Source organism: Henriciella mobilis (assembly GCF_003576315.1).
Classification (GTDB): Bacteria; Pseudomonadota; Alphaproteobacteria; order Caulobacterales; family Hyphomonadaceae; genus Henriciella; species Henriciella mobilis.
On sequence record NZ_QWFZ01000015.1, the window covers coordinates 76,418 to 100,823 of the forward strand.

Sequence of the window (24,406 nt, forward strand, 5' to 3'; positions counted from 1 at the left end):
GACCTGATGGCACAATTGCTTTCTGCCCCGCATCGCTAGGTTACTGGACAGGTTACCAGCAAATAGGACGAAGGCATGCATCAGGGTCGAGGCATTGGCGAGCAGTTGACGAACGGGGTTCGGTTCCCCGCCATGCTGGGTGCAGCCGCCTTGTTTGCCGAGGTCGCCGGCGCTGACGAAAAAGTCCGGCTGTCGGCAGACTTTGCCGCATCATCCAGCCTTTTCGACCGCGGCGAACAGATTGGCGGGCCGACGCTGGAATTCGGCGCCACAGCGGAGACGACCGTCTCCGGCGCCACGGTCTATGCCGCCTTCTACCGGTTGCTGCCGGTCGGTTCCGACCAGGAGGCCTTCGATGACGAGGCTGATTACACGGCCGGTATCGTGCTCGAGAATGACACAGTTGTTGCAGACCTCTCGGCGAACTGGCTGACCTATCCGGGCGAGGGCGCCGAGGCCAGCCTCGAACTCGTCGGCGCTTTCGACTTCAACGCGCCGTACTCGCCGAATGTCACCGGCTTCTACGATGCCGACTTCGAGGACTGGGGCGTCGAAGTGTCTGCCGGCCCCAGCTGGGATGTCGGCGGATGGACGAGTTATGCGCTCGGCCGCGCCGGGTTCGTTGTCCCGGGCGATGGTTCGGCGAACCGCTCCTATCTTGGTGCGGAGATCGGTGCCTCCAGGGCGGTTTCGGACAATGTCGAGTTCGGGATATTTGCCCGTGCCGAGGCTGCTGACGCAGAGAGCTATGCCGACGAGATTCGCAACGGCGCCGTGGCTCGCTTCCGCGACAGCGGTATCGCGGTCGGCATGACGCTGTCAGTGTCCGGCTGATTGCTGAGCGGTTCTCGCTCAGCGCGTGTCCGGCAGCTTGCCCAGCCTTGCGCGGAATAGCGCCGTTTCCTCACCGACGACCTTCTGCAATAGGTAGAGCCCGATCAGGTTCGGCAGCGAGAGCATGAAGAACAGGCTGTCGATCAGGTTGGTGACGGTGGTCACGTCGACCATCGCGCCGACCGGTAGAAGGCCGCAGAAGAAGCAGAGATAGATGCGGCGCATCCAGATCGAATGGCGCGAGAAATAGTCGATGACCTGCAGGCTGTAATAACCCGCCGCCAGAATGGTCGAGAAAGCAAACAGGCTGACCGCCACGGCAAGGACATATGGAAACCAGGCCGACACCGTCCCGAAGGCTGCAGACGTCATGGCGATGTCGTCATACCCCTTGTCCCAGACCCCTGTCGTGATGATGACCAGGGCGGTGGCGGCGCAGATGACGATCGTGTCGATGAAGGGCTCGATCAGGGCGACATGGCCTTGCGAGGCCGGATGTCTTGTGCGGGCCGCCGAGTGGGCAATGGACGCGCTGCCGATGCCAGCCTCATTGGAGTAGGCGGCCCGGCGCATACCCGCCACGAAACTCCCCGCCAGTCCGCCGGCCGCCGCATCGGCGCTGAAGGCGTCATGCACCATGGTCACGATGGCGCCCGGCACAGCCTCCAGATTGACGGCCAGCACAACAAGGACACCGCATACATACAGCGCGCACATGAAGGGTATCAGCCTCGAGGTCACCTCACCGATTGAGTGCACGCCGCCAATCAGGACCAGTGCCGCAATCGCGGCGATCACGATGCCATAGGCGAGCGCCCAGCCCGCATCGCGTTCGAGGCCGACAACCTCGCTCAGCTGCGCGTAGGACTGGTTGACCTGGATGACCTGTACGAAGGCGAATAGTGCAAACACCGCATAGGCGGTCGCCAGCACCTTGCCGAGAAGCGGCATCCGGCGCTCGGCAAGGCCGCGGCTGAGATACCACATCGGACCGCCCGAGACAGTGCCGTCATCATTGATGACCCGGTAGCGCACGGCCAGCGTCACCTCGGCATATTTCAGGCTCATGGCAAAAAAGCCGATGATGATCATCCAGAACGCCGCGCCCGGTCCGCCCATCGCAATGGCGATGGCAACGCCGGCAATATTGCCGAGGCCGACCGTGCTCGCGAGGGCCGTTGAAAGGGCCTGGAAGGGCGAGAGCTCTCCCGGAGCATCGGGGTCTTCGTAGCGCCCGGCGAGGACCTTCCAGCCCGTTGCGAACCCGCGAAGGTTCAGGAAGCCCAGCCGGATCGTGAAAAACACCATGGCTGCAAACAGCCAGAGCACAATGAGCTGGACCTCGACCCCGAAAAGGGTGACCGAATAGAAAACCGCGCTGGCCAGCGCAGAGCCCAGCGCGTCGGCAAATCCGGTAATCATGTCCATGGCCTACTCCATCCAGTCGGCTAGAGGATGATCCCCGAGGCCTCTCTTGATCTCATCATGGACCGTCTCGCTTTCGTCCTGGCCGAGCTTGAAGCGGGGCTCGATCTTGCTGATCGGGGCACGGAAGCCGGTAATGCCGGCTAGCAGTGTCTCGTAACGTGGCCCGATCCGGTCGACGGTCCAGCCTGATCCGGCCCGCGCTTCCATATGGCGGACCAGCGCTTCGACAGCCGGCTTCGTCAGCGCCTCGTCGACCTGCATCGTCGCAGCCTCAATCTTGAGCGACAGGAAATTCCAGGTCGGCGCCCAATCCTTTTGCGAGACCCAGCCCGGCGGGATGTAGGCATTTGCGCCAAGGAACAGGAAGACAGCCTTGCCGTCTCGCCGAAGGACGTCGCTCGCGGGCGCGCGCATCGGCATGTGGCCGAGGATGGAAAGGGGGGTGCCATCTGCATCGGTCTCGATGAGCAGGGGCATCAGCAAGGCCGTTGACGGGTCGGCTGCGGGTACAATCCAGGCAAGTGGATAGGCTGCGGCAAAGTCGAGGATATCGCGAGTAGGAACCTTGCTGAAATCCGCGCTCATGAGGCCAGGATCCGCTTCATCCAGGCGGCACTGTCGGCGATGGCGCGCTGTGCCAGCGGAGAAATGGACATTGCCTCCAGAAAGCTGTGGGTCGCGCCGGGATAGATTATCGCGCTCGCTTCGACGCCGGCCGCTTCCAGCCGCCGCACCAGCTCCTTGTTCTCATCGAGCAGGATATCGCATTCGGCGATACACAGATGCGTTGGCGGCAGCCCACCCAGCTCACCCAGCAGCACCCTCGCATAGGGGCTCTCAAGCTCGGTCTCGGCCACATAGGCCTGCCAGAAATCATCCATCTCGCTGACGTCGAGCATGTAGGGCAGGCCGTTATAGCGTTGGTGCGATGTACGATGTTCGGTGTCGAGGGCGCCGTAATTGATCAGGACGCCGTCCGGGACTCTCGCGCCCGTGTCGCGCAGCAACTTTGTAGCCGCGAGCGCGAGGTTGCCGCCGGCCGAGTCGCCGCCAATCAGCAATTTGCCTGTATTGAGTCCATGCGCGCTGCCTTCGTCTTGAAGCCAGTTCACGCAGTCGACCGTTTCGTTGAGCGCCGCCGGGAACGGATGCTCTGGCGCAAGCGAATAATCGAGGCCGACCACCGCGCAGCCTGCAGCATCGGCATATTCCCGCATCAGTCGGTCATGGGTGTCGAGGCTGAAGAGCATCCAGCCGCCGCCATGGAGATAGAGGAGCGTGCCTGCGCCCGCGCCGCTTTCAGGAATGTAGATCCGCAGCGTCCGGCCCGTTTGCGGCAGCGTGATCTCGCGGACCGCCTGCATCTGCGGCCCGCCTTCACGCCAGGGTTCGCGAATTTTTTCGGCGACGGCCCGGCGAGCCTGCAAGCTGAGCGGGCCGTCGCCCGCGAGTTCTGCAGAGCGTTTGGTGACATCTTCCACGAACCGCCGGACTTCGGGTTCGAGATCGTCGGCCTGCGTCTGGGAAGAAGCGCTCATGAAAGTCTCTCTCACGTAGGGGGTCGGAATAGACGGAGGGCTCAGGCGCCGTGCTGCTCTGCCGCGGCAAGCCGCTTCTTGCGGGCTGCGATCCTCGGTCCGCGCTTCTTCAGCCAGACCCAAAGCCCGGTGACGCACATTTCAGCCGTCGCAAGGCCTGTGAGGAAGACGATGAACACCGTCACCGGTCCGCCGACTTCGCCGCTGTGCAGGGGATAGACCGAGCGCATCAGGGCAAGGCCGGTGCTGTTGTCATAGGGATTGACCTGCTGGACGAAGGCGCCCGTGGCCGCGTCGAAATGGTAGTAGATCGGCCCCAGCGCCTTGTAGTTCAGCACGCCATCATCGGTCAGCGTTGCACCATAGAGGTTGTAGTCGGGGTAGTAGAGCATCGTGGCGGGCTGCCAGGACACACCGGCGGCTGCGATCTGCTCCTGCGTGCGCGCCAGGGCCTGCTGGAAGGAGAGGTCAGGCTGTGTGCCTTCAGGAAAGAGGACCGGCTGGTCGAAATAGGATTCGCCGGTCGGTGCGATCATCTCTGCGAAGGGCGCCCAGAACTCGAAGAAGAAGTTCAGGGCCACCGATGTGAAGGCGAGGATCACCACAAAAGCAAAGAGCCACAGGCCGCTGGCCTGGTGGATGTCCAGCATCTGACGGGCAAAGGAGCGTTTCGGGCTGTAGGTCCAGGCGGCCAGCCACTTCTTGAAGACGGGGCCGCGCTTGGGAAAGGTCAGATACAGGCCGACCAGCGAGCTCAGCAGCCAGCCGAGCGCGATGAAGCCGAGGAAGATGCGGCCGGTATCGCCGAGCAGGAAGTTCTCGTGAAAGCCGAGGATGAGCGGGATGATCTGGCGCCCGGAGAGGCCGGGCTCGGTGCTGCGTGTCCCGATGACGTCGCCAGACGCCGGATCGAGGAACACCTCGTCATGGTCGAGCGCGGGCGCGCCGGGGGCGGGGACAACCTTCACCGGTATGGTTTCATCCGTGTGAGGATTGAGCGGGAACTCGACCACCTGGACATGCGGCGCCTGCGCCTCGAAACGCGATACCGCCTCGACCGTATCGAGGCGCTCGCTCGCCGCGCCCTGGAATATCATGAGGTCCGCATTCACCCAGCGATCGAGTGACTCGCGCATGGTCAGCAGCGATCCCGAAACCGCCGCGAGGAACAGGAAGAGGGCCATCAGGACGCCGAACCAGCGATGCAGGAAGAGCCAGGTGTTTGAAGGAAGGGCTGTGCTCATATCGCAGGAATGCTCCGGATTTCTCGACATGAAGGATAAGCGAAACGCAGCGCCAGGAGCCATACGCAGTCAGGGTCGAAATTTGTCTTGAATGGGTCGGCAATTGCGAATAACTCGCATTTGCGATGCTGCGGAATGGCCAAAAATGAGAACTATGCGACCCAAAGCCAAAATTCAGCGCGCACGGGCCCTGATACATTTTGATGACAGGAGCGGCATGTGGCGCAAGCAAATCCAGAGGGATAAAATGGCACTGAATCCGATTGAACGACCGCTGAATACGCGAGCAGTCCTGCTTGCAACCACGATGCTCGCCGCGCTGATTGCGCCGGCGGCAGTGGCCCAGGAAGACACCAGCGAGGACGAGGTCGCCGTCCAGGACACTATCTATGTCATCGCCCCGGACTTCGTGCCAAGCGAAGGCCAGAGCGCAAACAAGAGCGATATCGCCCTGATCGAGACGCCGCAGTCTGTCTCCGTCATCACGCGCGACCAGATCGACCTGCTCAACTTTATCGATGCCCAGCAGGCCGTCCGCTACACCTCCGGCGTTTTTGGCGAGAATTACGGCCCCGACCTGCGCTTTGATTTCGTGACGGTTCGCGGGTTTACGCCGAAGCAGTACATCGATGGCCTGGCCGCACCGGTCTCGACCTCCATCTATAGCGTCGGCCTCGACCTCTACGCCTTTGAATCCTTCGATGTGCTCAAGGGCCCGTCTGCGGCCCTGTACGGCAACTCGCCGCCCGGCGGCCTCTACAACCAGACGACCCGCCGGCCGGAAGACGAGTTCAGCGGCGAGCTATCAGCCCAGTATGGCACCGACAATTACAAGCAGGTGGCTGGCACCTTCACCGGTCCGCTTGGCGATAATGTCAGCTTCCGGCTGACCGGCCTGGTGCGCGACCGCGATGCCGAGCGCGACCTTGTCTCAGCCAATCGCGAATTGTTCGCTCCCGCCCTCAAAGTGGACATCACGCCCGACACCGAGCTGACGCTGCTTGGCTACTATCAGTCGGACGAAGTCATGGGTGACACGAACGGCTTCCTGCCGGTCTATGGCACGCTGCTTCCGAACCCTGTCGGGAAGATCGATCCCTCGACCAATCTCGGCAACCCGAACAACCGCTTCGACCGGGAGCAGTGGGGCCTCGGTTACGAGTTCGAGCACAGGTTCAACGAGATGGTGAGCTTCATCTCCAACTCGAAGCTGAGCGACTATGACGAGGACACCCCGACCGGGATCTACGGGTCGGGCGGCCTCATCGACAATGATTTCGACGGCACGCCGGATGATTTCCGCACGGTGCTGCAGTCGAACTTCACCTATCGCGAAAGCGTCGAGAGCTTTGCCACGGACAACCGCTTCGACATCAACCTCGAAACAGGCGGCGTCACGCATGACATCATTGTCGGCTACGACTACCGCGACGTCGAGAACGTTGCCGATTTCGGCTTTTTCTACGGCACCGACACGATCGACCTGTTCGATCCGGTCTACGACTATCCGGCGGACCTGACACCCGGCTATCCGTCCGCGTTCAACAACCAGACGCTCCAGCATTCCGGGCTATACGCGCAGGATCATATCGGGATCGGCAACCTGTTCTTCACGCTGAGCGGGCGCTATGACGATGTCACGATCGAGAACAATGCAACCGGTACGGAGACGCAGCAGGACGCGTTCACCTATCGCGTCGGCGCCAACTATGTCTTCGACAGCGGCATCGCGCCCTATATCAGCTATGCGACCTCGTTCGAGCCGGTGATCGGCACGGACTCGGTGACGGGCAATGATTTCGACCCGAGCGAAGGCGAGCAGATCGAGGCTGGCGTCAAGTTCGACGCGCGCGGCCTGCCGGAGGGCTATGAGCTTCTGCTGACCGGCGCGATCTACCAGATCACGCAGACCAATGTCGTGAGCACAGCCCCGTCAGTCACCCCGGTCTTCGGGACCCAGACCGGCGAGGTCGAGGTCCAGGGTGCCGAGATCGAACTCGTCAGCCGGATCAACGACCAGCTGTCGATCAACGCCTCTTACAGCTACACCGACAGCGAAGTGGTGAAGAGCTCCACGCCGCAGGAAGTCGGTGCGCCGCTTCCGGTGACGCCGGAGAACAAGGCGTCGATCTTCGCCGATTACTCCATCATCGACGGCCCGCTCGCCGGCTTCGGCATCGGGGCAGGCGTCCGCTACACCAGTGAGAGTGAAGGCGCGCTGCCAGGCCCGTTCAACCCGGTCATCTATACCGGTGAGGAATCCACCCTGGTCGATGCCATCATCCGCTACGATTATGAGAGCTGGCGGTTTGCCATCAACGGCTCCAACATACTCGACGAAGAGTATGTCGCCCGCTGCTCTGGCCCGGCCGGCTGTACGTATGGCGCTGGACGCCAGGTCATCGCGACGGTGACGCGGAAGTTCTGATGAAAGGGGAGGACAGGCCGACCGTATGACACACGAGACGCCAGACCGGTCCTCCCGTCTTTCGACCAGACTGATTTGCACACTCGGCGCCATGCTGCTCAGCGTGGCGCCGGGCTGCATCCGGCAGGACGGCACGCAGCCCGCAACGGTCCAGCCCGAGCGCGTTGAAACACCCGGTACATCCGGCAAGCCTGCCACGCCCGCGGCACGCCCGGGGCAGACCTTGCCACTTGAGGCGTCCCGCACCGTGTCGTTCACGACTGGGGAGGGCACCCACCTCTCGCTGGACGTTTCGCCTGACGGCGAGTCCATTGTCTTCGACATGCTGGGCGACATCTACCGCCTGCCGATCAATGGCGGTGAGGCAGACGCGCTGACCCGGGGGCTGGCGCTCGACACCCAGCCGGTCTTCTCGCCCGATGGCGGTTCGATCGCCTTCCTGAGCGACCGCTCAGGCGCTGAAAACCTCTGGATCATGGACAGGGACGGCGCGAATGTGCGCCAGATTTCCTTCCACGACGACAACCCTGTCTGGATCTCGCCTGAATGGGGCCCGGACGGGAACACCGTCACCGTGTCGCGCTTCTGGTCGGACCGGAATGCCTACGAGCTCTGGCAGTTCGACACCGCGCCGGGCGCCATGGGCCGCGTCCTGCGGTCGACCGGGCCGGATAATGAGGAGGGCGAACCCGTCAGTTCGCTCGGCGCCCAGTTCGCGCCCGACGGGCGCACGCTCTATCTCGCCTCTCTCAGCGAAGAGACGGCTGCCTTCGACGAACTCTCGGCCTGGAAAGTGATTTCGCTCGATACAGACACTGGCGATGAAACCGTCCTGGCCGGCAGCAAGGACCACCCCGCTTTCCGTCCGCGCCTGTCTCCGAATGCCCGCCAGCTCGCCTATGCTGAACGCCATGGCAATACGACACGCCTTCAGCTGCTCGACCTTGCGAGCGGCGAGACGGAAACGATTGGCATGCTGGATCCGGATTCCCTGCAGGCCAGCCTCTGGCATGACGGCGTGCCGCGTTTCGATTTCACCCCCGATGGCTCGGCGCTGATTGCCAATACAGGTGGCCAGATCACAAGCTTCCCGCTTTCAGGTGAAGGGCCATCGGATATTGCTTTCACCGCCGAGGTCGACCAGCCGCTCGGGCCCCTGGTGCGCTCTCAGATTCCGCTTGAGAGCGGCCCTGTCCGTGCGCGCCTGCTCATGTCGCCTTCGATGTCGCCGGATGGCGATGCGATCGCCTTCTCGGCGCTTGGCAACGTCTACACAGCGCCGTTGATGGGCGAGGGCGCGCCGAAGCGGCTGACCGAAGCCATGGAGTCGACCTATCATCCCGCCTGGTCGGCGGACGGTACACGGCTCGCCTTCGTCAGCTGGTCCAGGGCCGATGGCGGCCAGGTCTGGACATCCCGGCCAGATGGCACGGCGCTGCAGCAGGTAACCGCCGAGGCGGCGTTCTATACCCACCCTGTCTTCACGCCTGACGGGACGGCGATCATCGCCGTTCGCTCCAGCGCGGATGACCGGCGTGAAACCTACATGGAGTATGGCCATCTGCGCGAGGCTGAGCTCGTGCTCATCCCGCTTGATGGCAGCGGGCCGCGCATCCTCGCCTCCGGCCGTCTTGGCGGGCGTCCGCATTTCTCGGGCGAGCCGGGGCGCGTCCTGTTCAATTCCGGCAAGGGCGCGGAAGCGGTCTCGCTGGAAACCGGCGAGCGTACCGTTGTCACACAGGCTGAAGGCGCGAACTGGTATTTCGCCGAAGGCGCGGCCGCTGCCGATGACCTCCGCGTCTCGCCGGACGGGCAATGGGCACTCGCCCAGATCGCCCAGCAGCTGCACCTCTACCGGCTGCCTCAAACGCCGGGCGAGACGGTGAACCTGTCCGCGCCCGCCACCCAGCATGTCCGCATCACCGATATCGGTGCCGACTATTTTGGCTGGAGCTGCAATGGCGACTGTCTGTTCTGGACCGTCGGCCCGACGCTGTACCGGCTGCCGCTCGGCGATATCGACTTTGGTGCACCGCGCAGTGACAGGCCGGTCCCGGTCGAACGCGGCTATGACGATGTCCGCGACATCGCGATCACTGTGCCGAGAGAGAGGCCCGGACAGCAGGTGTTGCTGACCGGCGCGACCGTTTTCCCGATGGATGATCGCTCCGATCCCGCCCGAAGGATCGAAGGCGCGGAGATGTTGTTGAAGGATGGCCGGATCGCTGCCATTGGGCCCGAGGGGACAGTGAGCGCCGATCAAGGCGCCGCGCGCATCGACCTCTCGGGCAATTACGTCATTCCCGGTCTCATCGACGCGCACTACCACGTCGCCGATATTCGCAGGGATGTCCTGCAGTTCGATGCCTGGGGGCTGAAGACCAATCTCGCCTACGGCATCACCACCCTGTTCGACCCGTCCTCGCTGACCATCGACATGTTCACCTATGAGGACCTTGTCGCGAGCGGCGCGGTCATCGGCTCGCGGCTCTATTCTACCGGGCCGGCGATCTTCGACTATCATGATTTCCGGTCGCTGGCCGAGGTCGAGGCCGTGCTGACGCGCTATCGCGACCACTACCGCACCCGGAACTTGAAGCAGTACCGCGTCGGTAACCGGCGCGTGCGCCAGTGGTTTGCCGATGCCGCGAACAGGCTCGGCATGACGCCAACCACGGAGGGCGCGCTGTCCTTCAAGCTGGGGCTCAGCCAGATCCTGGACGGGTACTCAGGCAATGAGCATGCCCTGCCGCCGCCTGTGCTGCACCGGGATGTGACGGAGCTGTTCGCGCAGAGCGGGACAAGCAGCACATTGACCCTGATGATCACGCATGGCGGCACGCCGGCTGATACCAGCTTCATCGCCCGCCGACAGCCGCTTGAGGACACCAAATATGCGCGCTTCGCGCCGGACTGGTTCATTGAGCGCGAATTCGCCGGCGTCCAGGCACCTGATGAGGACGCCTTCCTTTACAAGACGGTTGCGGCCAGCGCCCATCGCATCTTTGAGGCGGGCGGCCTCGTTGGCGTCGGTGCGCACGGGGATCTTCCGGCGCTCGGCACGATCTGGGAGATCGAAGCCTATGTCGAGGGTGGATGGGCGCCCGCAGAAGCACTCTGGGCGGCCACGATGGGCAGTGCCGGCACGATTGCCCGCGATGACAGCCTGGGCAGCCTGGAGGCTGGCAAGGTCGCCGATCTTGTCGTGCTGGAAGGTGATCCCACCGCCGACATCCGGGCCATTGAAAACGTGCGCTTCGTCATGAAGCATGGTCATCTCTATGATGGCGAGACGCTCGATGAGCATGCGCTGACACGCATCCCCTAGCGGTCCTGCAAAGCCTGACGCCTGCACAAACAGGCGGCACTGGCGGTCATGAATGTGGCCATCGGCGTGCAATCAGGTCATATATTGTTTCTATTGGGCCACTTACGGCGTCACTGAATTGTCATGTCTCCTGCGGCCGGCATCATCCGGGGCCTGTCGAGAAGAAATGAGCCTGCCATGAAGAGCACCGTTGATATCGATCTGGACTGCAGGGCCGTCGTTGGCCTGGCCGATGAATATCCCGCCAGCTTCCGGGACCCTGCCCACTCACACGAACGCATCCAGCTGCTCTATGCCAGCGCGGGCGTGATGTCGGTTGTGACCGACACCACCAGCTATGTGATCCCGCCCCAGCGCGCCGTCTGGATTCCGAGCGGCGTGCCGCATGAAGTCTCCTGCCGCGGCCCGGTATCGCTGCGCTCGCTCTACATCGATCCGCGTTATGAGCGCGGCGACCCCTATTGCCACATCGTCGAGGTCAGCCAGCTGCTGAAAGCGCTGATCATCGAAGTCACCCAGATTCCGCTCGATGTCGAACTCAGCGCGCGCGACGAGCAGGTCATCAACCTTCTGATCCGGGAGTTGCTCGATTCCCCGAAGATCCCCTATGCGGCGCCGATGCCGAATGACCGGCGCCTGGTGCGGGTCTGCCGCCAGATCCTGGAAGATCCGTCCGATCCACGCGACACGAATGAATGGGCGGCGGTGGCCGGGATGAGCCGGCGTTCCTTCACCCGCGCCTTCAAGCGCGAGACGGGGATGGGGGTCGCGGTCTGGCGCCAGCAGGTCCGCCTGCTTGAAGCGCTGTCGCTGCTGTCCACCGGATCGCCGGTCACGTCCGTTGCCATGGATGTCGGCTATGAAAGCCCGAGCGCCTTCTGCGCCATGTTCCAGAAGGCGTTCGGTGTGCCGCCTAGCAAGTACGCCTTCTGACGGGTCCGCGACGCGGGCACCTGTCTATAGACCGAGCTCGGTCAGACCTGGATAGGAATCCGGGCGGCGGCCGAGCGGCCAGTAGAGCAGTCTTTCCTCCTCGCGGATCGGTAGGTCGTTGATGCTGGCATGGCGGCGTTTCATCAGGCCGTCTTCATTGAACTCCCAGTTTTCGTTGCCGTAAGCGCGGAACCAGTCGCCCTCATCATTGTGGTACTCATAGGCGTAGCGCACAGCGATGCGGTTTTCGTGGAAGGCGAAGAGCTCCTTGACGAGGCGGTAGTCGTGCTCCTGGCGCCATTTCCATTCGAGGAAGCGGACGATCTCGCAGCGGCCGTAGATGAACAGCCGCCGGTTGCGCCAGAGGCTGTCGGTTGCATAGGCCATCGACACCTTTTCGGGATCGCGGCTGTTCCAGCCATCTTCGGCGAGGCGGACTTTCTCTGTCGCGGTTTCAAGGCTGAAGGGGGGAAGGGGCTTGCGCATCGGTCTTCTCCGGGAATTGAGGGGTGGGGCGGCGGCCCGGACGTGCCGGGCCGCCTGGCCGGGCGCTACAGGTCGCCAACAGCCTTGTGCTTGATGCTGGGCCAGGTTTTCTCGGCCTTGGCGATCGTGCCCTTGCGGTCTTTCTTGTACTTCTCGAAGATGGCGGCGTTGACGAAGAGGTAGAGCTTGCCGTCCACGATGTCGGCATAGTGCGGGTCTCCATCGAACTTCTTGCCGACAGCGACGGCATAGGCGCAGAACCCGCCATATTGCGGCTTGTACTTGGCAGGGTCGGCCTTGAAGCGGCGAGCTGATTCCTCGGACGCGAAATAGTAGGCGACGCCATCGTTGACGACCGTGTGCGCGGCATCGCCTTCGGCAACCGCATTCAGCGTTGAAAGCGCAACGGTATCGACACCATGCACGCCGAGCGGGGCGCCGGACGCGGTGATGCCTGTTGAGACATTGTGCTCATCCTCGGCAAAGCTTGGCAGGGCTGGAACGCAAGCAAGCGCCAGCATCGTACCGGCAAGAAGAAGTCTGGAAGTCATTGGTCTATTCCTTTTGAGTTTGAGGCTGCAGGGGCGCAGCCGGTCTGAGGGCGCTGTGGGTTGCGGGGAGCGAACGGCACAGCAGGGCTTCGTTCAGCGACACGGGGCGTTTGGTGACGCTGGCGAAAGGGATGGGAGGCGCCCGGCCGGCGGGGAGAACGGCGGTGTGCCAGCCGGGCGCGAGAGGGTCATCCGGGTCACGAGGAGTTCGGGGAGCGGACCGGATGACCTTCAGGGGGCGGGTTACCGGCGATAGGCAGCCTTGATCGCCTTCACCGTATTGGCGGTGTTGTCGACCTTGCTGGCGATCATCCGGAAGTTGGTGAGCGAGGCTTCGTAGCCATTGTAGTGCTCGGTGATCGCGCCGGCGGTCGCGTCCGTGACAACCATGACCTCAAAGCCCTGTTCGATCAGGCCGCGCATGTGCGACTCGGTGCACAGGTTCGACGACATGCCGGCGAGGATCACTTTCGAAATGCCGGCCTTGCGAAGTTGCAGGGCAAGGTCATTGCTGTCGGGGCCGTAGACCTTGTGCGGACTTGTCACGACAGTCTTGCCGTTCTCGATATAAGGCTTGTACTGCTCCAGCCAGTCGGCGCCGGACCCTTCAAAGCCTTCGAGGTCCAGTGCATTCGGGCGGTCGAACATGCCGATGGAGTGCATCAGCGTCTCGAGCGTGCCTTCAAATTCCCAGCGATGGTCGTGCTCATAGTAATAGTGCGGCGAGATGAAGAGCGGCATGCCCGTCTCGCCGGATGCCTTGAACAGGGCCTCGATGTTCTGGACGGTGCGGTTTTCCGTAATGCTCTGGCCGACGACGCTCCAGGTGACGCCTTGGGGTGAAAGGAAGTCGTTTTGCGGATCGGTCACCACGATGGCGGTTTCACCGGGAACGATGTCGAAGCCCGGCATGGGCAGGCCGTCATTGATCGGCGGCAGTGTCGCGGTCGCCGCCCGGCTCTTTTCAGCCTGCGCGGTTGCGGCGCCGGCATAGACGGAAATCGCAACCGTGGCGGATACGACGATCGTCATGATCGGGGCGGATTTGGGGTTCGGATTAGGCATGGCAACAGGTCTCCAGGTCGGTTTTGCACAAGTCTCGAGCCGGTTCGCAGTGAGGCCTCTCTAGCCCGTATGTCTGCTGACCGGTTCAAGGTGTGGCAAAGCTATCGGCGGGCAGGCCTGCCCGTATTGACGGCGTGCGACATGTTTTTGACCGCGCGCGTCAACTTCGCCCGGCGGAACGTTTGAACCTTCGAAGAAAGCCCCTAAAGTGAGTGCGCTGAGGCGTGATGGTCAGGGGGCGTGGCAGGTCGGCTGCGGAATGTAATGGCGCAAGTGTCGGCTCTGTTTGCCGTCAGGATGATCAGTGAGGCAGGGCCGCAGCTCGACCGCGAAGCCCTGTTCCGGTCCTGTGGCCTGGACATGGCGTCGCCGCCGGACCAGACGGTCATGGTGTCAGATACGGACTATTACAGCCTGCTGGAGACGATCGCGGAACATGAGCGGCCCGATATCGGGTTTCACATCCGCGTTTCGCGGTCGATCAGCTGCGCGGACCTCGGTGCTGTGGGGCTGGCCTGGAAATCGGCGCCGGACCTTCGCCGGTCGTTCCGGCGGATGGACCGGTACTCGCGACTCTATAATACGGCGTCGTCATTCGAACTGGTCGAGAATGGCGACACGTATCTGTGGACCCATACACGCACGACGCCGGACCGGCTGGGCATGTATCTCTCCAATGAGGGGGCCCTGGCGACGTATGTGAATATCTGCCGCGAAGCGACCGGCGCGCAAAACCGTCCGCAAGCGGTGCAATTTCGCCACCAGGCCATCGGCAGCCAGAAAGCCCTCGAGGCGCATTTCCGGTGCCCTGTAACCTTTGGCGCGGATGTCGACGCCATCGTCCTGCCGGCGGCGCGCCTCGACATGCCGAACCTCGTCGGGGACGAGAGCATCTGGAATTTCTTTGCCTCGCATGTCGAGGAAAACCTGCCCGAGGAAGAGGTGCCGTTCGAGCGCCAGCTCGTGCTGCAGATAGCGGACCTTCTGACAGAAGGCGTGCCGCCCCTGGGGCAGGTCGCGGAAAGTCTTGGTATGAGCGCGCGGACCTTGCAGCGGCGCCTCGCCGATAGCGGGGTCACCTATCAGAACCTGGTCAATCAGGCCCGCCTGGAACTCGCGCAGTCCCTGATGGGTGAAACCAGCTATTCGCTCGCGGAGATCGCGTTCCTCACCGGCTTTTCCGAACAGAGCGCCTTTACGCGCGCGTTCAAGCGGTGGGTGGGAAAAACGCCGGGTGCGTTCAGGAGCGAAGTCAGCGCCTGAATACCGAGTCTGCCGTGCCTATTGCGCAGACAGGGAAACGGTGACGATGTCGTAATAGGAGCCGGCATAGACCGTCGTGGTCGGCGCGCCCTGGAAGTCCGGGCCCTTCACGCCGCGCACGACGATATAGGCGCCGACATCACGGCCCTCACGCAGGGCTTCTGATCCCGCAATGTTGAAGGTGCGGTCGGTCTCCAGGCTGACCGGGCGCGTGCCGAGCGCGTAGGAGAACTCGTCCGGTCCCTTGTCGAGATCGAAGGTGTAGGGGATCTGGTTGCCGGGACCTGTCTCCGTGCCGTCGCGCAGCAGGTAGCCGTCATTGGCGGAGGAGACTTCCACACGCGCGCCGCCCGCCGCGTTGCAGAGCAGGCCGAATGTGATGCCCCTGGTGATCTGCGCGTCAGTGCCGGACAGCTCGCCGAAATCGATGGAGAGACTGTTGCTTGAGGCTGTGATCCCGCAGATCTCTTCGACCTCGCCGGTAATCTCGATGGTCAGTTCAGCGCTTCCGCCCGGAGGCGCCTGGTTGAATTCGGCTGACGCCGTGCCCGCCAGGGCAAGCGTTGCCATAGATACGATTGCGACCTTTTTCATTCGCTTACTCCACTAGCCGGAACACCTCACCTGCTCTTTGTCCGGCGGCGCAGCGGCCCGCCGGCAAGGATTCAGCCTGTCTCGCGCCGGACATGGAGGCGGTCTGCCTTCAGGCCTGGGCGTCGGGACGATGGCATCGCTCACCAGAAGCGGATGCTTCCGGAAACGAATACGCTGAATGGCGTTGGTTTGCCGAACTGGCTGTACGTCCCCTGAGCTTCGAGTGTCCCATTGTCCCCGAGTGCTAGCTCAAACACTCAGCCTACGAATTTAGAGGGTAGTTAACCTTTGTAAACCCTAAATTTTTTTACGGCGCAGATGTTCGTGCAAGGGGCGAATTTCGCGGCGCAATATGTCGGCTCAGAGACGAATTTGTCCGGGGCCCGAATGACGATTAGGCCGGTTTCATGGTATGCGCCCGCGCTTCCAGCCGTGCCCGACCGGTACAGGCGAAGCCACGCTCGCCGAGGCACGTTTCATCTCGTCTTTTCGAGTTCCTTCGGGGTCGAAGCCTTGCGTATCCGCGTCTTCGCCTTCGGCTTGGGCAGCAGCCGGAAACGCGTCTGGCACCAGGCAAAACCGATGCCGACATCGAGCAGGGCATCGGACCGCCCGCAAGGGCAAAGGAATGGCATGATGCCCAGGACCCGATAGGTCTCTCCTGCAACAAGCGGTACAGCTTCGCCCGTTACATGGTTCGGGGCTGCGTTCACGCAGAGCACCAGATCGCCAGCACCAACATCATAGCTCATGGCATCAGTGTACCATGAAGCGCGCCCACGGCCATATGCCGGCAAATGGGGGAGGGCGGCGTCCGTGGACGGGGTGTCGTCAGAGACCGGGGGCCGGCCTCATTCTGACAACGCAAAATCTGGCCACGCCGTCGTCAGCATGACCGTCGCAGCCGCGCAAAACAGAATGTTGTTGATAGTCTCCAGTTTTTGGTTCGCATCTGTGGCCATTTCGCCTTACACGTGTAAGTGATTTGAAATGTCCCGCTGCTAATCGTGTCCCCTATGCGAACCGATAACATATTGAAGGTTTCAGTCTTCGCGCTGCTGATGGCGTCTTCTGCCTCCGCGGCGGCGATGGCGCAGGATGACCTGACCCTGAGCCTCGGCGCCGTTGTGCCCACGCGCTGCGTGGTCGCAAACGTCGAGCCGCTTCCAAGCGCGTCCGGCAGCCAGCTGCGTGTGGAGACGGCCTGCAATGCGAACAGCTTCATGCTGACACTGGACGGCGTGCCTAACCTCGATGTTTCGGCAGTCCGCCCCTTCCAGAATGCCGGGCAGACCCCGTCGGTGTCGCCAGCAGGCATCGAGGTCAGTCCGGACCGGCCCGGCGTCCAGATTATCGAGATCGATTTTACCAATGACCCGGCAGACCTTGCCAGCCTCGCCATTGGTGTCGAGGCCAGCTGAGGAAGAGGCCGGTCAGTCGGTCGTGATGCTCAGCGTCAGGACGTCAGCATACTGACCAGCCACTGGCGCGCCGATATCGCCAAGCCGCAGACGGATCGAGCTGCTGCCAGCCTGGCCCGCCTGGGTGTTCAGGTTGAGGGACTGGGCGCCATTCGTTGCAATCTTCTGGTCGTTTATGAACGCCGAATACGGCACCGAGTAGATGTTCACGCCATCCTCGTGGACCAGCGCGCCATTGTTCAGCGAGTGCGCGGTCACGGTGAGCTTCGCATTCGACTGGTAGACGAAGTCTGTGGTGATTTCCTCATGGCTCTGAAGCGTCTCGAAATCGACCTTCTTGTAGCCGTTCGAGGCTTCGCCGAGCAGGCGCACGGCGGGGTAGACCGTCACATCCGGTTCGACCGTCGCCATTTCAATGCCGTTCACGTCGACACTCAGGAGGCTGGTATAGAGGCCGGCCGGATAGAAACTGCCAGGCTCGATCCAGGTATAGTCGAAGACGAGCCGGCCGGCCGAGACCAGCTGGTCGACCGCCTGCGGTGACAGCCGCAGCGTCTTGTCAGTGTAGGAAGAGAAGACGGACTGGCCGGGCGGCGTCGTTCCGGCGATGACCGACCCGCCCATGACGAGATCGCGCACGCCCTGGGTCGTCTGGCTGGTGATTTCCACTGTATTGGACGCGCACGATTGGTCGGCAGGCCCGTCGAGCAGGAACAGCTCGATCTGCATGGCCACCGGAGAGAGGCCATTGGGATTGTATCCCGTCTCGCCGATCTGCTGCGCGACCAGGTTGAACTCGGTGCATGCATGAGCGGCGCCTGCCGGCACCAGCAAGCACAGGGCAGAGATGGCGGCTGCGGCAGTCTTCATGGCATGTCCCCTTCGGTTAGATCGACCGTACCGAGATTTGTGAAGGCGTCGCTATCTTTTTCGACGTCGAATTCAAAGGCGAGCTTGGTCCCTGCAAACTCAAGCCTGTACCTGCCGGGTACGAGGTTTGATATCAAGGCCCGGCCGGCCCGGTTTGTAAATGTGACTTGGGTCTCGCCGGTCTCGAGGTTGGTGACGGTGCCGGCTGTCAGGCTGACGGGTTCACCATAGGCCAGGAAGGTGACGACCGCGCTGCGGAAGTCATCGGCGCCGACGGTGATGCTGATGCCCGAGCGCGCACCCGGCACGCTGTAATACGATCCTTCGCCAATATTGTAGCCGATCGGCGCATCGCTCACATCCACCAGTGTCGTCGTCGGCACGAAGGGCGAATTGACCTGGGAGACGGCCGGTCCGAACAGGCCGGATGTCGCCCGGACGCCATCGCGCCCGCGCGAGCGGATGGAAACCTGCGCATCTTCGAGGCTTTTGTGCCGGTCGACCATGACGAAGCCGCGTCCCGGATCGCGGCCGAGACCGAGCTTGCCGTCGGCGAAGGCGAGCCCCGTCTGGAAGCGCGCCGACATTGTTGTACTGTTGTCCATGGCGCCGTCCCGCTGGGCATGGGTGAGCGCCAGACGGGAGCGATACCGGTTGGCGGTGTAGTCGGCCGCGCCGCGAAGCATTTCGTCTCCGCTCCGGCGGCTGATCTCGGATTCGAACCCGAAGCTGCCGACATCGTTCGTCGAGGGCTGCCGGTATCTCAGGCTGCTATAGTCGTTCCTTGTGTCGTAGCGCCCATTCAGCGAGCTGCGCCGGCCGAGGCGGCGTGTCACGGTCAGGAAGCCGCCGACCTCGTCCTCTCCATTGGACAGCGTTCCAGCCCGCGCGCCCGCGCCGATAAAGAAGCGCCCGAGCTGGTAGCTGGAGCCGATCGAGACGCTATGGGACGGCGAGTCGGTGAAATAGTTCTCGGAATAGTTCCCCGCCAGGCTGACCCGGACCCGTTCGCTGAGCTGGCGTTCGTAAAAGGCCGAGGCTTCAAGCTTCTGGCCCGACCCAAAGAAGGATCCCGCCGGGGCGTAGTTCTCGTCCCGGTAGTCGACGGCAACCGCAAAACTCTGCGCGCGCGGCTCGGATGGTGAACTGTTCCAGCGATAGTCGACCGAGGAGGCGAAACCCGATCCGGACGTATCGGAGTCCGAGACGCTGAAATCGAGCTGTGCAATGCCGTCCAGAACCCCGAACACGGACTGTGTTCCGGCAAGGGATTGCTCATCGGACGCGTAGCCATAGGCCCCCACCGTGAGATTGGGGGTCAGGCCATACTGGAAACTGCCGAGCGCGATAGTCTGGTCTTCATACTGAAAGCCGGACCGGCTCTGGTCGCGCTTCTGGCCGATGCCGAAGGAGTATTCCGACACGCCCGGCTGCAGGAGGAGCGTATCGGATGCGATGCTGAAACTCTCGGTCTCGCGGCGGCCGAATTCGTCTTCGACGACGATGGAAACACGGTTCGAAAGATTGGCCAGCGGGATATCGTTCAGTTCGACAGGTCCGGCGGGCGCATTGAAGCGGGAAATCTCCTGGCCATCGACCAGCACGGTCACTTCGCTGGCGCGGTTGAGTTGGAAGGCGCGCTGGCCCAGCGGCCTCAGCACGCGGGTCGGCTGCAATTGCCGGTACGACTTGGTCACGCCGACGCCGAGAAAATCGGCCTCCCCGGCGAGGTTGGACAAGGGCGAGAAGAGCGTCCCCGCCTCGAATCTCAGCGCCTCGTCGGGCCGGTCCATGAACAGGATGGTGCGATCGGCATTGTACCGGCTCTCGCCCGTCCCGTCGTCGAATGTCAGGATGCCGCCATAGTCGAGATTGAGCCCGGTTGGCCCGCCAAAATTCACGAAACCCGAAAAGGCCGATGACAGCGTGCTGCTGTCGGGGTCTTCGAAATCCTGGTTGTAGAGAAAGGTGGAGGTGAGGCCGGCGGCGACCTTCGCCGGATAGGCCGTCTCGGTGCCCTCAGGGGCCTCGCGCCCGCCAAGGTTCAGCTCCAGCGGGCCGTTCGGTTTTGCCGGCGCCTCGATGCTCATGGTCAGCGTGGCCGGATCCAGCTCGGCCTCGACGCCGATGGCCCGCAACTGGTCTACCGGGATCGCGCCGCTCTCGAATTGCGACAGAAGAAGCTGCGTCGAGGCATCGAGCAGGGGCCCGAGCTTCTGCTGCAGGTGCAGCGCGTTCACGGCCACGACTTCGGACAGCGTCGTGTCGACCGCCATCGGCCCGATGGAGCGGCCCTGATAAGTGGTCATCAGCTCGATCGTGACGACTTTCGACTGCTTCTCCCGGAACGCCTCCATCGGGGAGGGCTGGGAGCGGACCGGCGAGGATGGCGGCGGCGGCACAGTGTCGAGCGTGAAGAAGCGGACCGGCTGCACCCCGTCGGAGGGAGACTGGCGGCGCGCGTCCTCGACAGCCCGCCGGCCGTCCTCCTGGTCGAGCGCCGTCTCCGGAAAGGCGATGAATTGCGGCGCCTTGCCGGCATCGGGCTGGCCGGCATCGGCGCTGTTCTCGAAGGTCAGCGACCATCCGTCGTCGAAGCCTTGCGCAGCGTTGCCGGGCTCGCTGTCGAACCCGGACACCGCCGCCGAAGGATTGCCCGCTTGGGATGGCGCGAAACTCGTATCCGGACGGATGGTCGGAGGTGCCCACGCCGCCGGGTCTGCCGGAATGGAGAGGTTAGCGGCCTCTACCGTGTCCGAAGGGTCTGCATAGATGGCCAGCGTGGCATCGCGTCCGGACGGGATGGAGAGGTCCAGCGTCATTGCCGCGGAATTCAGCTCCGCTTCGATGCCGATGGCGCGAAGCTGCACCAGCGAGACCGGGCCATTCCTGAATTGGGACAGGAGCAGCCGCGTCGTGTCGTCGAGAAGCGGCGCGAGTTGCTGCTCCAGCTCCGAACCGTTCACTGACAGGATATCGGAGTGCGATGTCTCGACCGACACAGAGCCGATTGTCCGCCCGCCGAAAGTGGTGATCAGCTTTGCCGAGCCGCTGTCGGACCGTCTGCGCTTGGCCTCTTCCTTGCGGTAGGGCTGGACGCTGGGCGGGGCTGCGGGCGGTTTTGCCGGGATATTGCGCGTATCGTCCGTGAACGGCTCAAGGCGCGTCCTGGGCAGGTCGGGCAAGGCGTTCGAGACGGGCTCGATATCGGCCTCATCAAGGCTCAGATAGTCGGCCGCCCTTGGCGTCAGCCGGGCCGGGCCGGTTGCCGGCGGCCTCAGCGCCACCAGCATGTCTTCATTCAGACGGGCGGTTTCGGAAACATCGTCCGCGAGGGCGACGGGGCAGGTAATGGTTGCGGCCGTGCCAAGCAGAAGGGCCAGCCGGGACCCTCGCCGCGTCTGCCCAGGAGATGCTCGCGGAGCGGCCCCCTCAGTCCGGCGTTTCTCGAAGCGCGACACTTACGTCTCCCGGTTGCACGTCGAGATCGGTGAGATTCAGGGTCAGCATCGCCTCACTGTTCGGCGGAATGACAACCTGATCGGCAATACTCATCAGGGAATCGCCCTCCAGAACGAATTTCTGGTCGCCCTGTGAGAGCGTGATCCGGTCATTGGTCAGGCGGGCGAAGGAGGGGCTTGAATTGACCAGCGAAATCCGCAGGGCGTCGCCATCGCGGGTCACCTCGGAAACCGAGAGATCCGATTGGGCCTGCTGGTCCTCGACATAGACCACGACGCCGAAACTGTAGACATACCGCAGCCCCGTGAAGCCGCCTTCCAGGTCAACGGGCACCTCCCGGACATGGATGGTATAGGCCGCTTCCTCTTCGGGGGCCTGGTCGCCGATATACTGGAAGCGGAAGGCCTGTGAGCCGCCGGGTTCGATCAGCGCCTGGAAGGGGAAGATAACGAAGTCTTCTTCAGCCGGAACGAGCGTGATCTCGCCATTTTCACCGAAGACCCGCTTCTCCACGACCAGTTCGACCGGCAGCGGTTTGCTGCGCGTATTCTTGACGGTCAGAAGCCCGTCCGTCTGCCCGTTGGCAGGGTAGACGGAGTGGCGCATGGGCTGGACTTCGAACGCGGAGGCAGCCAGTGGCGCCAGCAGCGCGGCGAAGGAAAGGATTGCGGCCGTTACAAGTCTGTCGCGCATTGTTAACTCTACTCCTGACGTCTCCCCGCATCGTTCAAGCAATAATGGGGCCGATCCTGTCCGGACCGGCCCCACCTGTCTGCAAAGGCAGCTTTTATTGTGCGCTCAGCGCGATCGTGACGGTGTCGGAGTACACACCGGCATAGACCGTCGTGGTCGGTGCGCCCTGGAAGTCCGGGCCCTTCACGCCGTTGAGCTCGAACTGACCACCGACTTCAGCGCCTTCGCGCAGCGCGGTCGACCCGTTGATCGTGTAGGAGATCGGGGAAGCCAGGCCTTTCGGCGGGGTGCCGGTCGTGTAGGGCAGGCCATCGACGCCGCGGTCGATATTGAGCTTGTAGCTGATCTCGTTGCCGGCACCGGTTTCCGTGCCGTTGCGCAGGAGGGCGCCGCTATTGGCGGAGGTTGCGCTGAGGATTGCGCCGCCAGCCGAATTGCAGACAACCCCGAAATCGAACGGGTATTTGAGCGAACCGTCCGTGTCGGCCAGATCGTCGAATTCGATCAGCAGGCTGCTGCTCGTTGCGGTGATGCCGCAGATTTCCTCGACCTCGCCGTTGATTTCGACTTCCAGCTCAGCGCTTCCGCCGGAAGGCGCCTGAATGAACTCTGCGGAGGCTGTGCCTGCCAGGGCAATAGCGGCCACTGATGCAAATGCTAGTTTCTTCATTCGTTTTAGTTCCCTTAATCGGAGGACCCCACCAATCGAAGTCGCTTTAGAATCCGAGACGCCGCGACTTCACGGAGTCGTATTAATGAGCGACCGGTGCTGCTCTGCGTCAGCGTCCGGCCAGTTTTAACCGCACAGCCTTGGCCGTCCGGCGATTTTTCGCGGCAATGGGAGATATGAAGTCGCTACCAATGGCTGCGCATTGGCATGGCGAAAGGTAAAACGATAATCTGCTGAAGTAGGTTGTACGTCCCCTGAGCTTCGTGTGTCCCATTGTCCCCGAGTGCGAGCTCCAGCACTCAACCGATGAAAGTAGGGCCTTGTTAACCTTTGTAAACCCTAAATTTTAAGTGTCACATTTTTCGCCTGAGAGGCGAATTTTGCGAGCGGCTTTGAAGAGGCTGTTCAACGTGGACGGACGGTCTGCTCTGTCAGGAAGAGACGACCGCCAACCGTCAGCCTGCACCCTTGCCGCCCGGGACGGTCTGGACCAGAAACGGCAAGGACCATCGGTATGAGCCCTGGCAAAGCCCGAGCAGGGGAGAGGTGAGCTTCATGGATAGACGGTTCGGACTGTGCGTGGTCGGCTATGGCCTGGCCGGAAGGGTCTTCCATGCCCCGCTGATTGCCGCGACACCCGGGCTCGATCTTGTCGGGGCAGTGTCCAGCGATCCAGCCAAAGTGATCGCCGACCATCCGGACACAAAGGTTTTCGGTTCGCTCGATGACGCGCTGGAAGACCCGGCCGTCGACGCCATCGTGCTGGCGTGCCCCGATGAGCTGCACGCGCCGCTGGCCAGCGCTGCGCTGAAGGCGGGCCGGCATGTCGTCGTCGACAAGCCGTTCGCGCCGACGCTGGCAGAAGCCCGGGACGTCGCCTCGCTTGCCAGCCAGTGCGGCAAGCTGGTGAGTGTCTTCCACAACCGGCGCTGGGACGCCGACTTCCTGACGCTGAGAGGGCTGATTGACACTCGCGCCCTCGGGGACATTGTCCAGTTCGACGCGCATTATGACCGGTTCAAGCCACAGTCCGGCCAGCGCTGGAAAGATCGCCGTCCGGGCGGCATCTGGTTCGATCTCGGGGCGCATATTGTCGACCAGGCCCTTTGCCTGTTCGGGCGGCCGCAATCGGTCTATGCTGACATCACGGCCCTGAAACCGAATGGTGAAATGGCCGACTATGCCCACGTGCTGCTGCGCTATCCGCAGGCCCGCATCATTCTCCACATGTCCCAGTCCGTCCCGGCCCATGGCCTGCGATATTGCGTGCACGGAACACTTGGCAGCTGGATCAAGCACGGACTTGACCGGCAGGAAGACCAGTCGAGGGCCGGGCTGAAGCCGGGTGAGGGAGACTGGGGCTTGGATCCTGTCGAGGGTGAGTTCGTATCGACCGGCGGCGAGCGCCGGCGCGTGCCAAATCGCAGGGGTGATTTCCGCCAGTTCTATGCGGGGCTGCGCGATGCCTATGCCGGGACAGGCAGCAACCCTGTCGCGACCCGGGATGCGCTTGATGTCATGGCGGTGCTGGAAGCCGGGCTGCGCTCCGCAGACCAACGCTGCGAGGTCGAACCGGACTGGGATCACGGCCTCTGAAG

20 protein-coding genes are annotated in these 24,406 nt (G+C 62.9%); 7 read left to right on the forward strand and 13 right to left on the reverse strand.

Translation table 11 applies throughout. From position 1 onward, the window contains the following. The first annotated feature begins 75 nt into the window (after positions 1-75). The gene (locus D1227_RS08480; RefSeq protein ID WP_119455228.1) at positions 76-834 is read left to right on the forward strand and encodes a hypothetical protein; all 759 of its coding nucleotides are present in this window, start codon (positions 76-78) and stop codon (positions 832-834) included. Between the two features lie 18 nt (positions 835-852). Here D1227_RS08480 and D1227_RS08485 read toward each other — a convergent pair whose 3' ends face one another. Genes D1227_RS08485 through D1227_RS08500 form a run of 4 tightly spaced genes read right to left on the reverse strand, consistent with a single transcriptional unit; the run spans position 853 to position 5,044 of the window. Beyond that, the gene (locus D1227_RS08485; RefSeq protein ID WP_119404518.1) at positions 853-2,262 is read right to left on the reverse strand and encodes an alanine/glycine:cation symporter family protein; all 1,410 of its coding nucleotides are present in this window, start codon (positions 2,260-2,262) and stop codon (positions 853-855) included. A 3-nt stretch (positions 2,263-2,265) separates the two neighbouring features. Next, complete coding sequence (locus D1227_RS08490) at positions 2,266-2,847, reverse strand: FMN-binding negative transcriptional regulator (RefSeq protein ID WP_119404519.1); 582 nt, start codon at positions 2,845-2,847, stop codon at positions 2,266-2,268. After that, a complete protein-coding gene (locus tag D1227_RS08495; protein WP_119377282.1) occupies positions 2,844-3,800 on the reverse strand; it encodes an alpha/beta hydrolase in 957 nt (318 codons plus the stop codon). Before D1227_RS08495 ends, D1227_RS08490 begins: the two co-directional genes overlap by 4 nt. 41 nt (positions 3,801-3,841) lie before the next feature. Further along, positions 3,842-5,044, reverse strand: a complete 1,203-nt coding sequence (locus tag D1227_RS08500) for a PepSY-associated TM helix domain-containing protein (RefSeq protein ID WP_158586608.1) — start codon at positions 5,042-5,044, stop codon at positions 3,842-3,844. 247 nt (positions 5,045-5,291) lie between these two features. On the opposite strand from D1227_RS08500, the gene D1227_RS08505 reads away from it, so the two are divergent. The 3 genes from D1227_RS08505 to D1227_RS08515 all read left to right on the forward strand — a co-directional run bounded on the left by D1227_RS08505 (position 5,292) and on the right by D1227_RS08515 (position 11,733). After that, positions 5,292-7,472, forward strand: coding sequence for a TonB-dependent siderophore receptor (locus D1227_RS08505; RefSeq protein WP_119404521.1), 2,181 nt, complete (start codon positions 5,292-5,294; stop codon positions 7,470-7,472). Positions 7,473-7,497: 25 nt separating this feature from the next. Beyond that, positions 7,498-10,800, forward strand: coding sequence for an amidohydrolase family protein (locus D1227_RS08510; RefSeq protein WP_119404522.1), 3,303 nt, complete (start codon positions 7,498-7,500; stop codon positions 10,798-10,800). 177 nt (positions 10,801-10,977) lie between these two features. Continuing rightward, positions 10,978-11,733, forward strand: coding sequence for an AraC family transcriptional regulator (locus D1227_RS08515; RefSeq protein WP_119377278.1), 756 nt, complete (start codon positions 10,978-10,980; stop codon positions 11,731-11,733). Positions 11,734-11,757: 24 nt separating this feature from the next. Here D1227_RS08515 and D1227_RS08520 read toward each other — a convergent pair whose 3' ends face one another. The 3 genes from D1227_RS08520 to D1227_RS08530 form a co-directional block, all read right to left on the reverse strand. Further along, entirely contained in the window at positions 11,758-12,219 is a 462-nt protein-coding gene (locus D1227_RS08520) for a nuclear transport factor 2 family protein (protein WP_119404523.1), read from the reverse strand. A gap of 65 nt (positions 12,220-12,284) precedes the next feature. Further along, a complete protein-coding gene (locus D1227_RS08525) occupies positions 12,285-12,770 on the reverse strand; it encodes a YHS domain-containing (seleno)protein (RefSeq protein WP_119404524.1) in 486 nt (161 codons plus the stop codon). A gap of 243 nt (positions 12,771-13,013) precedes the next feature. After that, positions 13,014-13,835: an isochorismatase family protein gene (locus tag D1227_RS08530; protein WP_233349630.1), complete on the reverse strand. Its 822-nt coding sequence runs from the start codon at positions 13,833-13,835 to the stop codon at positions 13,014-13,016. A 264-nt stretch (positions 13,836-14,099) separates the two neighbouring features. Here D1227_RS08530 and D1227_RS08535 point away from each other — a divergent pair, with 264 nt between their 5' ends. Next, positions 14,100-15,098 carry an AraC family transcriptional regulator gene (locus D1227_RS08535; protein ID WP_119404525.1) on the forward strand — a complete coding sequence of 333 codons (999 nt, stop codon included), beginning with the start codon at positions 14,100-14,102 and terminating at the stop codon, positions 15,096-15,098. An 18-nt stretch (positions 15,099-15,116) separates the two neighbouring features. Here the strand turns inward: D1227_RS08535 and D1227_RS08540 are convergent, their stop codons facing one another. After that, on the reverse strand, positions 15,117-15,692 hold the full coding sequence (locus D1227_RS08540) for a hypothetical protein (RefSeq protein ID WP_147373289.1): 576 nt from the start codon (positions 15,690-15,692) through the stop codon (positions 15,117-15,119). Between the two features lie 476 nt (positions 15,693-16,168). Further along, the gene (locus D1227_RS08545; RefSeq protein WP_119377273.1) at positions 16,169-16,444 is read right to left on the reverse strand and encodes a hypothetical protein; all 276 of its coding nucleotides are present in this window, start codon (positions 16,442-16,444) and stop codon (positions 16,169-16,171) included. A 282-nt stretch (positions 16,445-16,726) separates the two neighbouring features. On the opposite strand from D1227_RS08545, the gene D1227_RS08550 reads away from it, so the two are divergent. Next, positions 16,727-17,113: a hypothetical protein gene (locus D1227_RS08550; RefSeq protein ID WP_119377272.1), complete on the forward strand. Its 387-nt coding sequence runs from the start codon at positions 16,727-16,729 to the stop codon at positions 17,111-17,113. Positions 17,114-17,125: 12 nt separating this feature from the next. Here the strand turns inward: D1227_RS08550 and D1227_RS08555 are convergent, their stop codons facing one another. From D1227_RS08555 to D1227_RS08570, 4 genes are all read right to left on the reverse strand, one after another. Continuing rightward, entirely contained in the window at positions 17,126-17,983 is an 858-nt protein-coding gene (locus D1227_RS08555; protein ID WP_119404527.1) for a hypothetical protein, read from the reverse strand. Beyond that, complete coding sequence (locus tag D1227_RS08560) at positions 17,980-21,444, reverse strand: fimbria/pilus outer membrane usher protein (RefSeq protein WP_119404528.1); 3,465 nt, start codon at positions 21,442-21,444, stop codon at positions 17,980-17,982. The genes D1227_RS08555 and D1227_RS08560 overlap by 4 nt, the downstream gene beginning before the upstream one ends. Next, positions 21,416-22,138, reverse strand: coding sequence for a fimbrial biogenesis chaperone (locus D1227_RS08565; protein ID WP_119377269.1), 723 nt, complete (start codon positions 22,136-22,138; stop codon positions 21,416-21,418). The genes D1227_RS08560 and D1227_RS08565 overlap by 29 nt, the downstream gene beginning before the upstream one ends. A gap of 94 nt (positions 22,139-22,232) precedes the next feature. Next, positions 22,233-22,808 (reverse strand): hypothetical protein, encoded by a 576-nt coding sequence (locus D1227_RS08570; protein WP_147372861.1) that lies wholly within the window; start codon positions 22,806-22,808, stop codon positions 22,233-22,235. Between the two features lie 555 nt (positions 22,809-23,363). Between D1227_RS08570 and D1227_RS08575 the strand changes: the two genes are divergently transcribed. Then, positions 23,364-24,404 carry an oxidoreductase gene (locus D1227_RS08575; protein WP_119404529.1) on the forward strand — a complete coding sequence of 347 codons (1,041 nt, stop codon included), beginning with the start codon at positions 23,364-23,366 and terminating at the stop codon, positions 24,402-24,404. Positions 24,405-24,406: the final 2 nt, after the last annotated feature.

What these genes read in the sequence shown, in the direction of transcription:
- D1227_RS08505 (WP_119404521.1), top strand. Translation starts at nt 5,292, where the DNA reads ATGGCACTGAATCCGATTGAACGACCGCTGAATACGCGAGCAGTCCTG.
- D1227_RS08480 (WP_119455228.1), top strand. Translation starts at nt 76, where the DNA reads ATGCATCAGGGTCGAGGCATTGGCGAGCAGTTGACGAACGGGGTTCGG.
- D1227_RS08515 (WP_119377278.1), top strand. Translation starts at nt 10,978, where the DNA reads ATGAAGAGCACCGTTGATATCGATCTGGACTGCAGGGCCGTCGTTGGC.
- D1227_RS08510 (WP_119404522.1), top strand. Translation starts at nt 7,498, where the DNA reads ATGACACACGAGACGCCAGACCGGTCCTCCCGTCTTTCGACCAGACTG.
- D1227_RS08525 (WP_119404524.1), bottom strand. Translation starts at nt 12,770, where the DNA reads ATGACTTCCAGACTTCTTCTTGCCGGTACGATGCTGGCGCTTGCTTGC.
- D1227_RS08555 (WP_119404527.1), bottom strand. Translation starts at nt 17,983, where the DNA reads ATGAAGACTGCCGCAGCCGCCATCTCTGCCCTGTGCTTGCTGGTGCCG.
- D1227_RS08490 (WP_119404519.1), bottom strand. Translation starts at nt 2,847, where the DNA reads ATGAGCGCGGATTTCAGCAAGGTTCCTACTCGCGATATCCTCGACTTT.
- D1227_RS08530 (WP_233349630.1), bottom strand. Translation starts at nt 13,835, where the DNA reads ATGCCTAATCCGAACCCCAAATCCGCCCCGATCATGACGATCGTCGTA.
- D1227_RS08570 (WP_147372861.1), bottom strand. Translation starts at nt 22,808, where the DNA reads ATGAAGAAACTAGCATTTGCATCAGTGGCCGCTATTGCCCTGGCAGGC.
- D1227_RS08485 (WP_119404518.1), bottom strand. Translation starts at nt 2,262, where the DNA reads ATGGACATGATTACCGGATTTGCCGACGCGCTGGGCTCTGCGCTGGCC.
- D1227_RS08540 (WP_147373289.1), bottom strand. Translation starts at nt 15,692, where the DNA reads ATGAAAAAGGTCGCAATCGTATCTATGGCAACGCTTGCCCTGGCGGGC.
- D1227_RS08565 (WP_119377269.1), bottom strand. Translation starts at nt 22,138, where the DNA reads ATGCGCGACAGACTTGTAACGGCCGCAATCCTTTCCTTCGCCGCGCTG.
- D1227_RS08500 (WP_158586608.1), bottom strand. Translation starts at nt 5,044, where the DNA reads ATGAGCACAGCCCTTCCTTCAAACACCTGGCTCTTCCTGCATCGCTGG.
- D1227_RS08575 (WP_119404529.1), top strand. Translation starts at nt 23,364, where the DNA reads ATGGATAGACGGTTCGGACTGTGCGTGGTCGGCTATGGCCTGGCCGGA.
- D1227_RS08520 (WP_119404523.1), bottom strand. Translation starts at nt 12,219, where the DNA reads ATGCGCAAGCCCCTTCCCCCCTTCAGCCTTGAAACCGCGACAGAGAAA.
- D1227_RS08545 (WP_119377273.1), bottom strand. Translation starts at nt 16,444, where the DNA reads ATGAGCTATGATGTTGGTGCTGGCGATCTGGTGCTCTGCGTGAACGCA.
- D1227_RS08535 (WP_119404525.1), top strand. Translation starts at nt 14,100, where the DNA reads ATGGCGCAAGTGTCGGCTCTGTTTGCCGTCAGGATGATCAGTGAGGCA.
- D1227_RS08495 (WP_119377282.1), bottom strand. Translation starts at nt 3,800, where the DNA reads ATGAGCGCTTCTTCCCAGACGCAGGCCGACGATCTCGAACCCGAAGTC.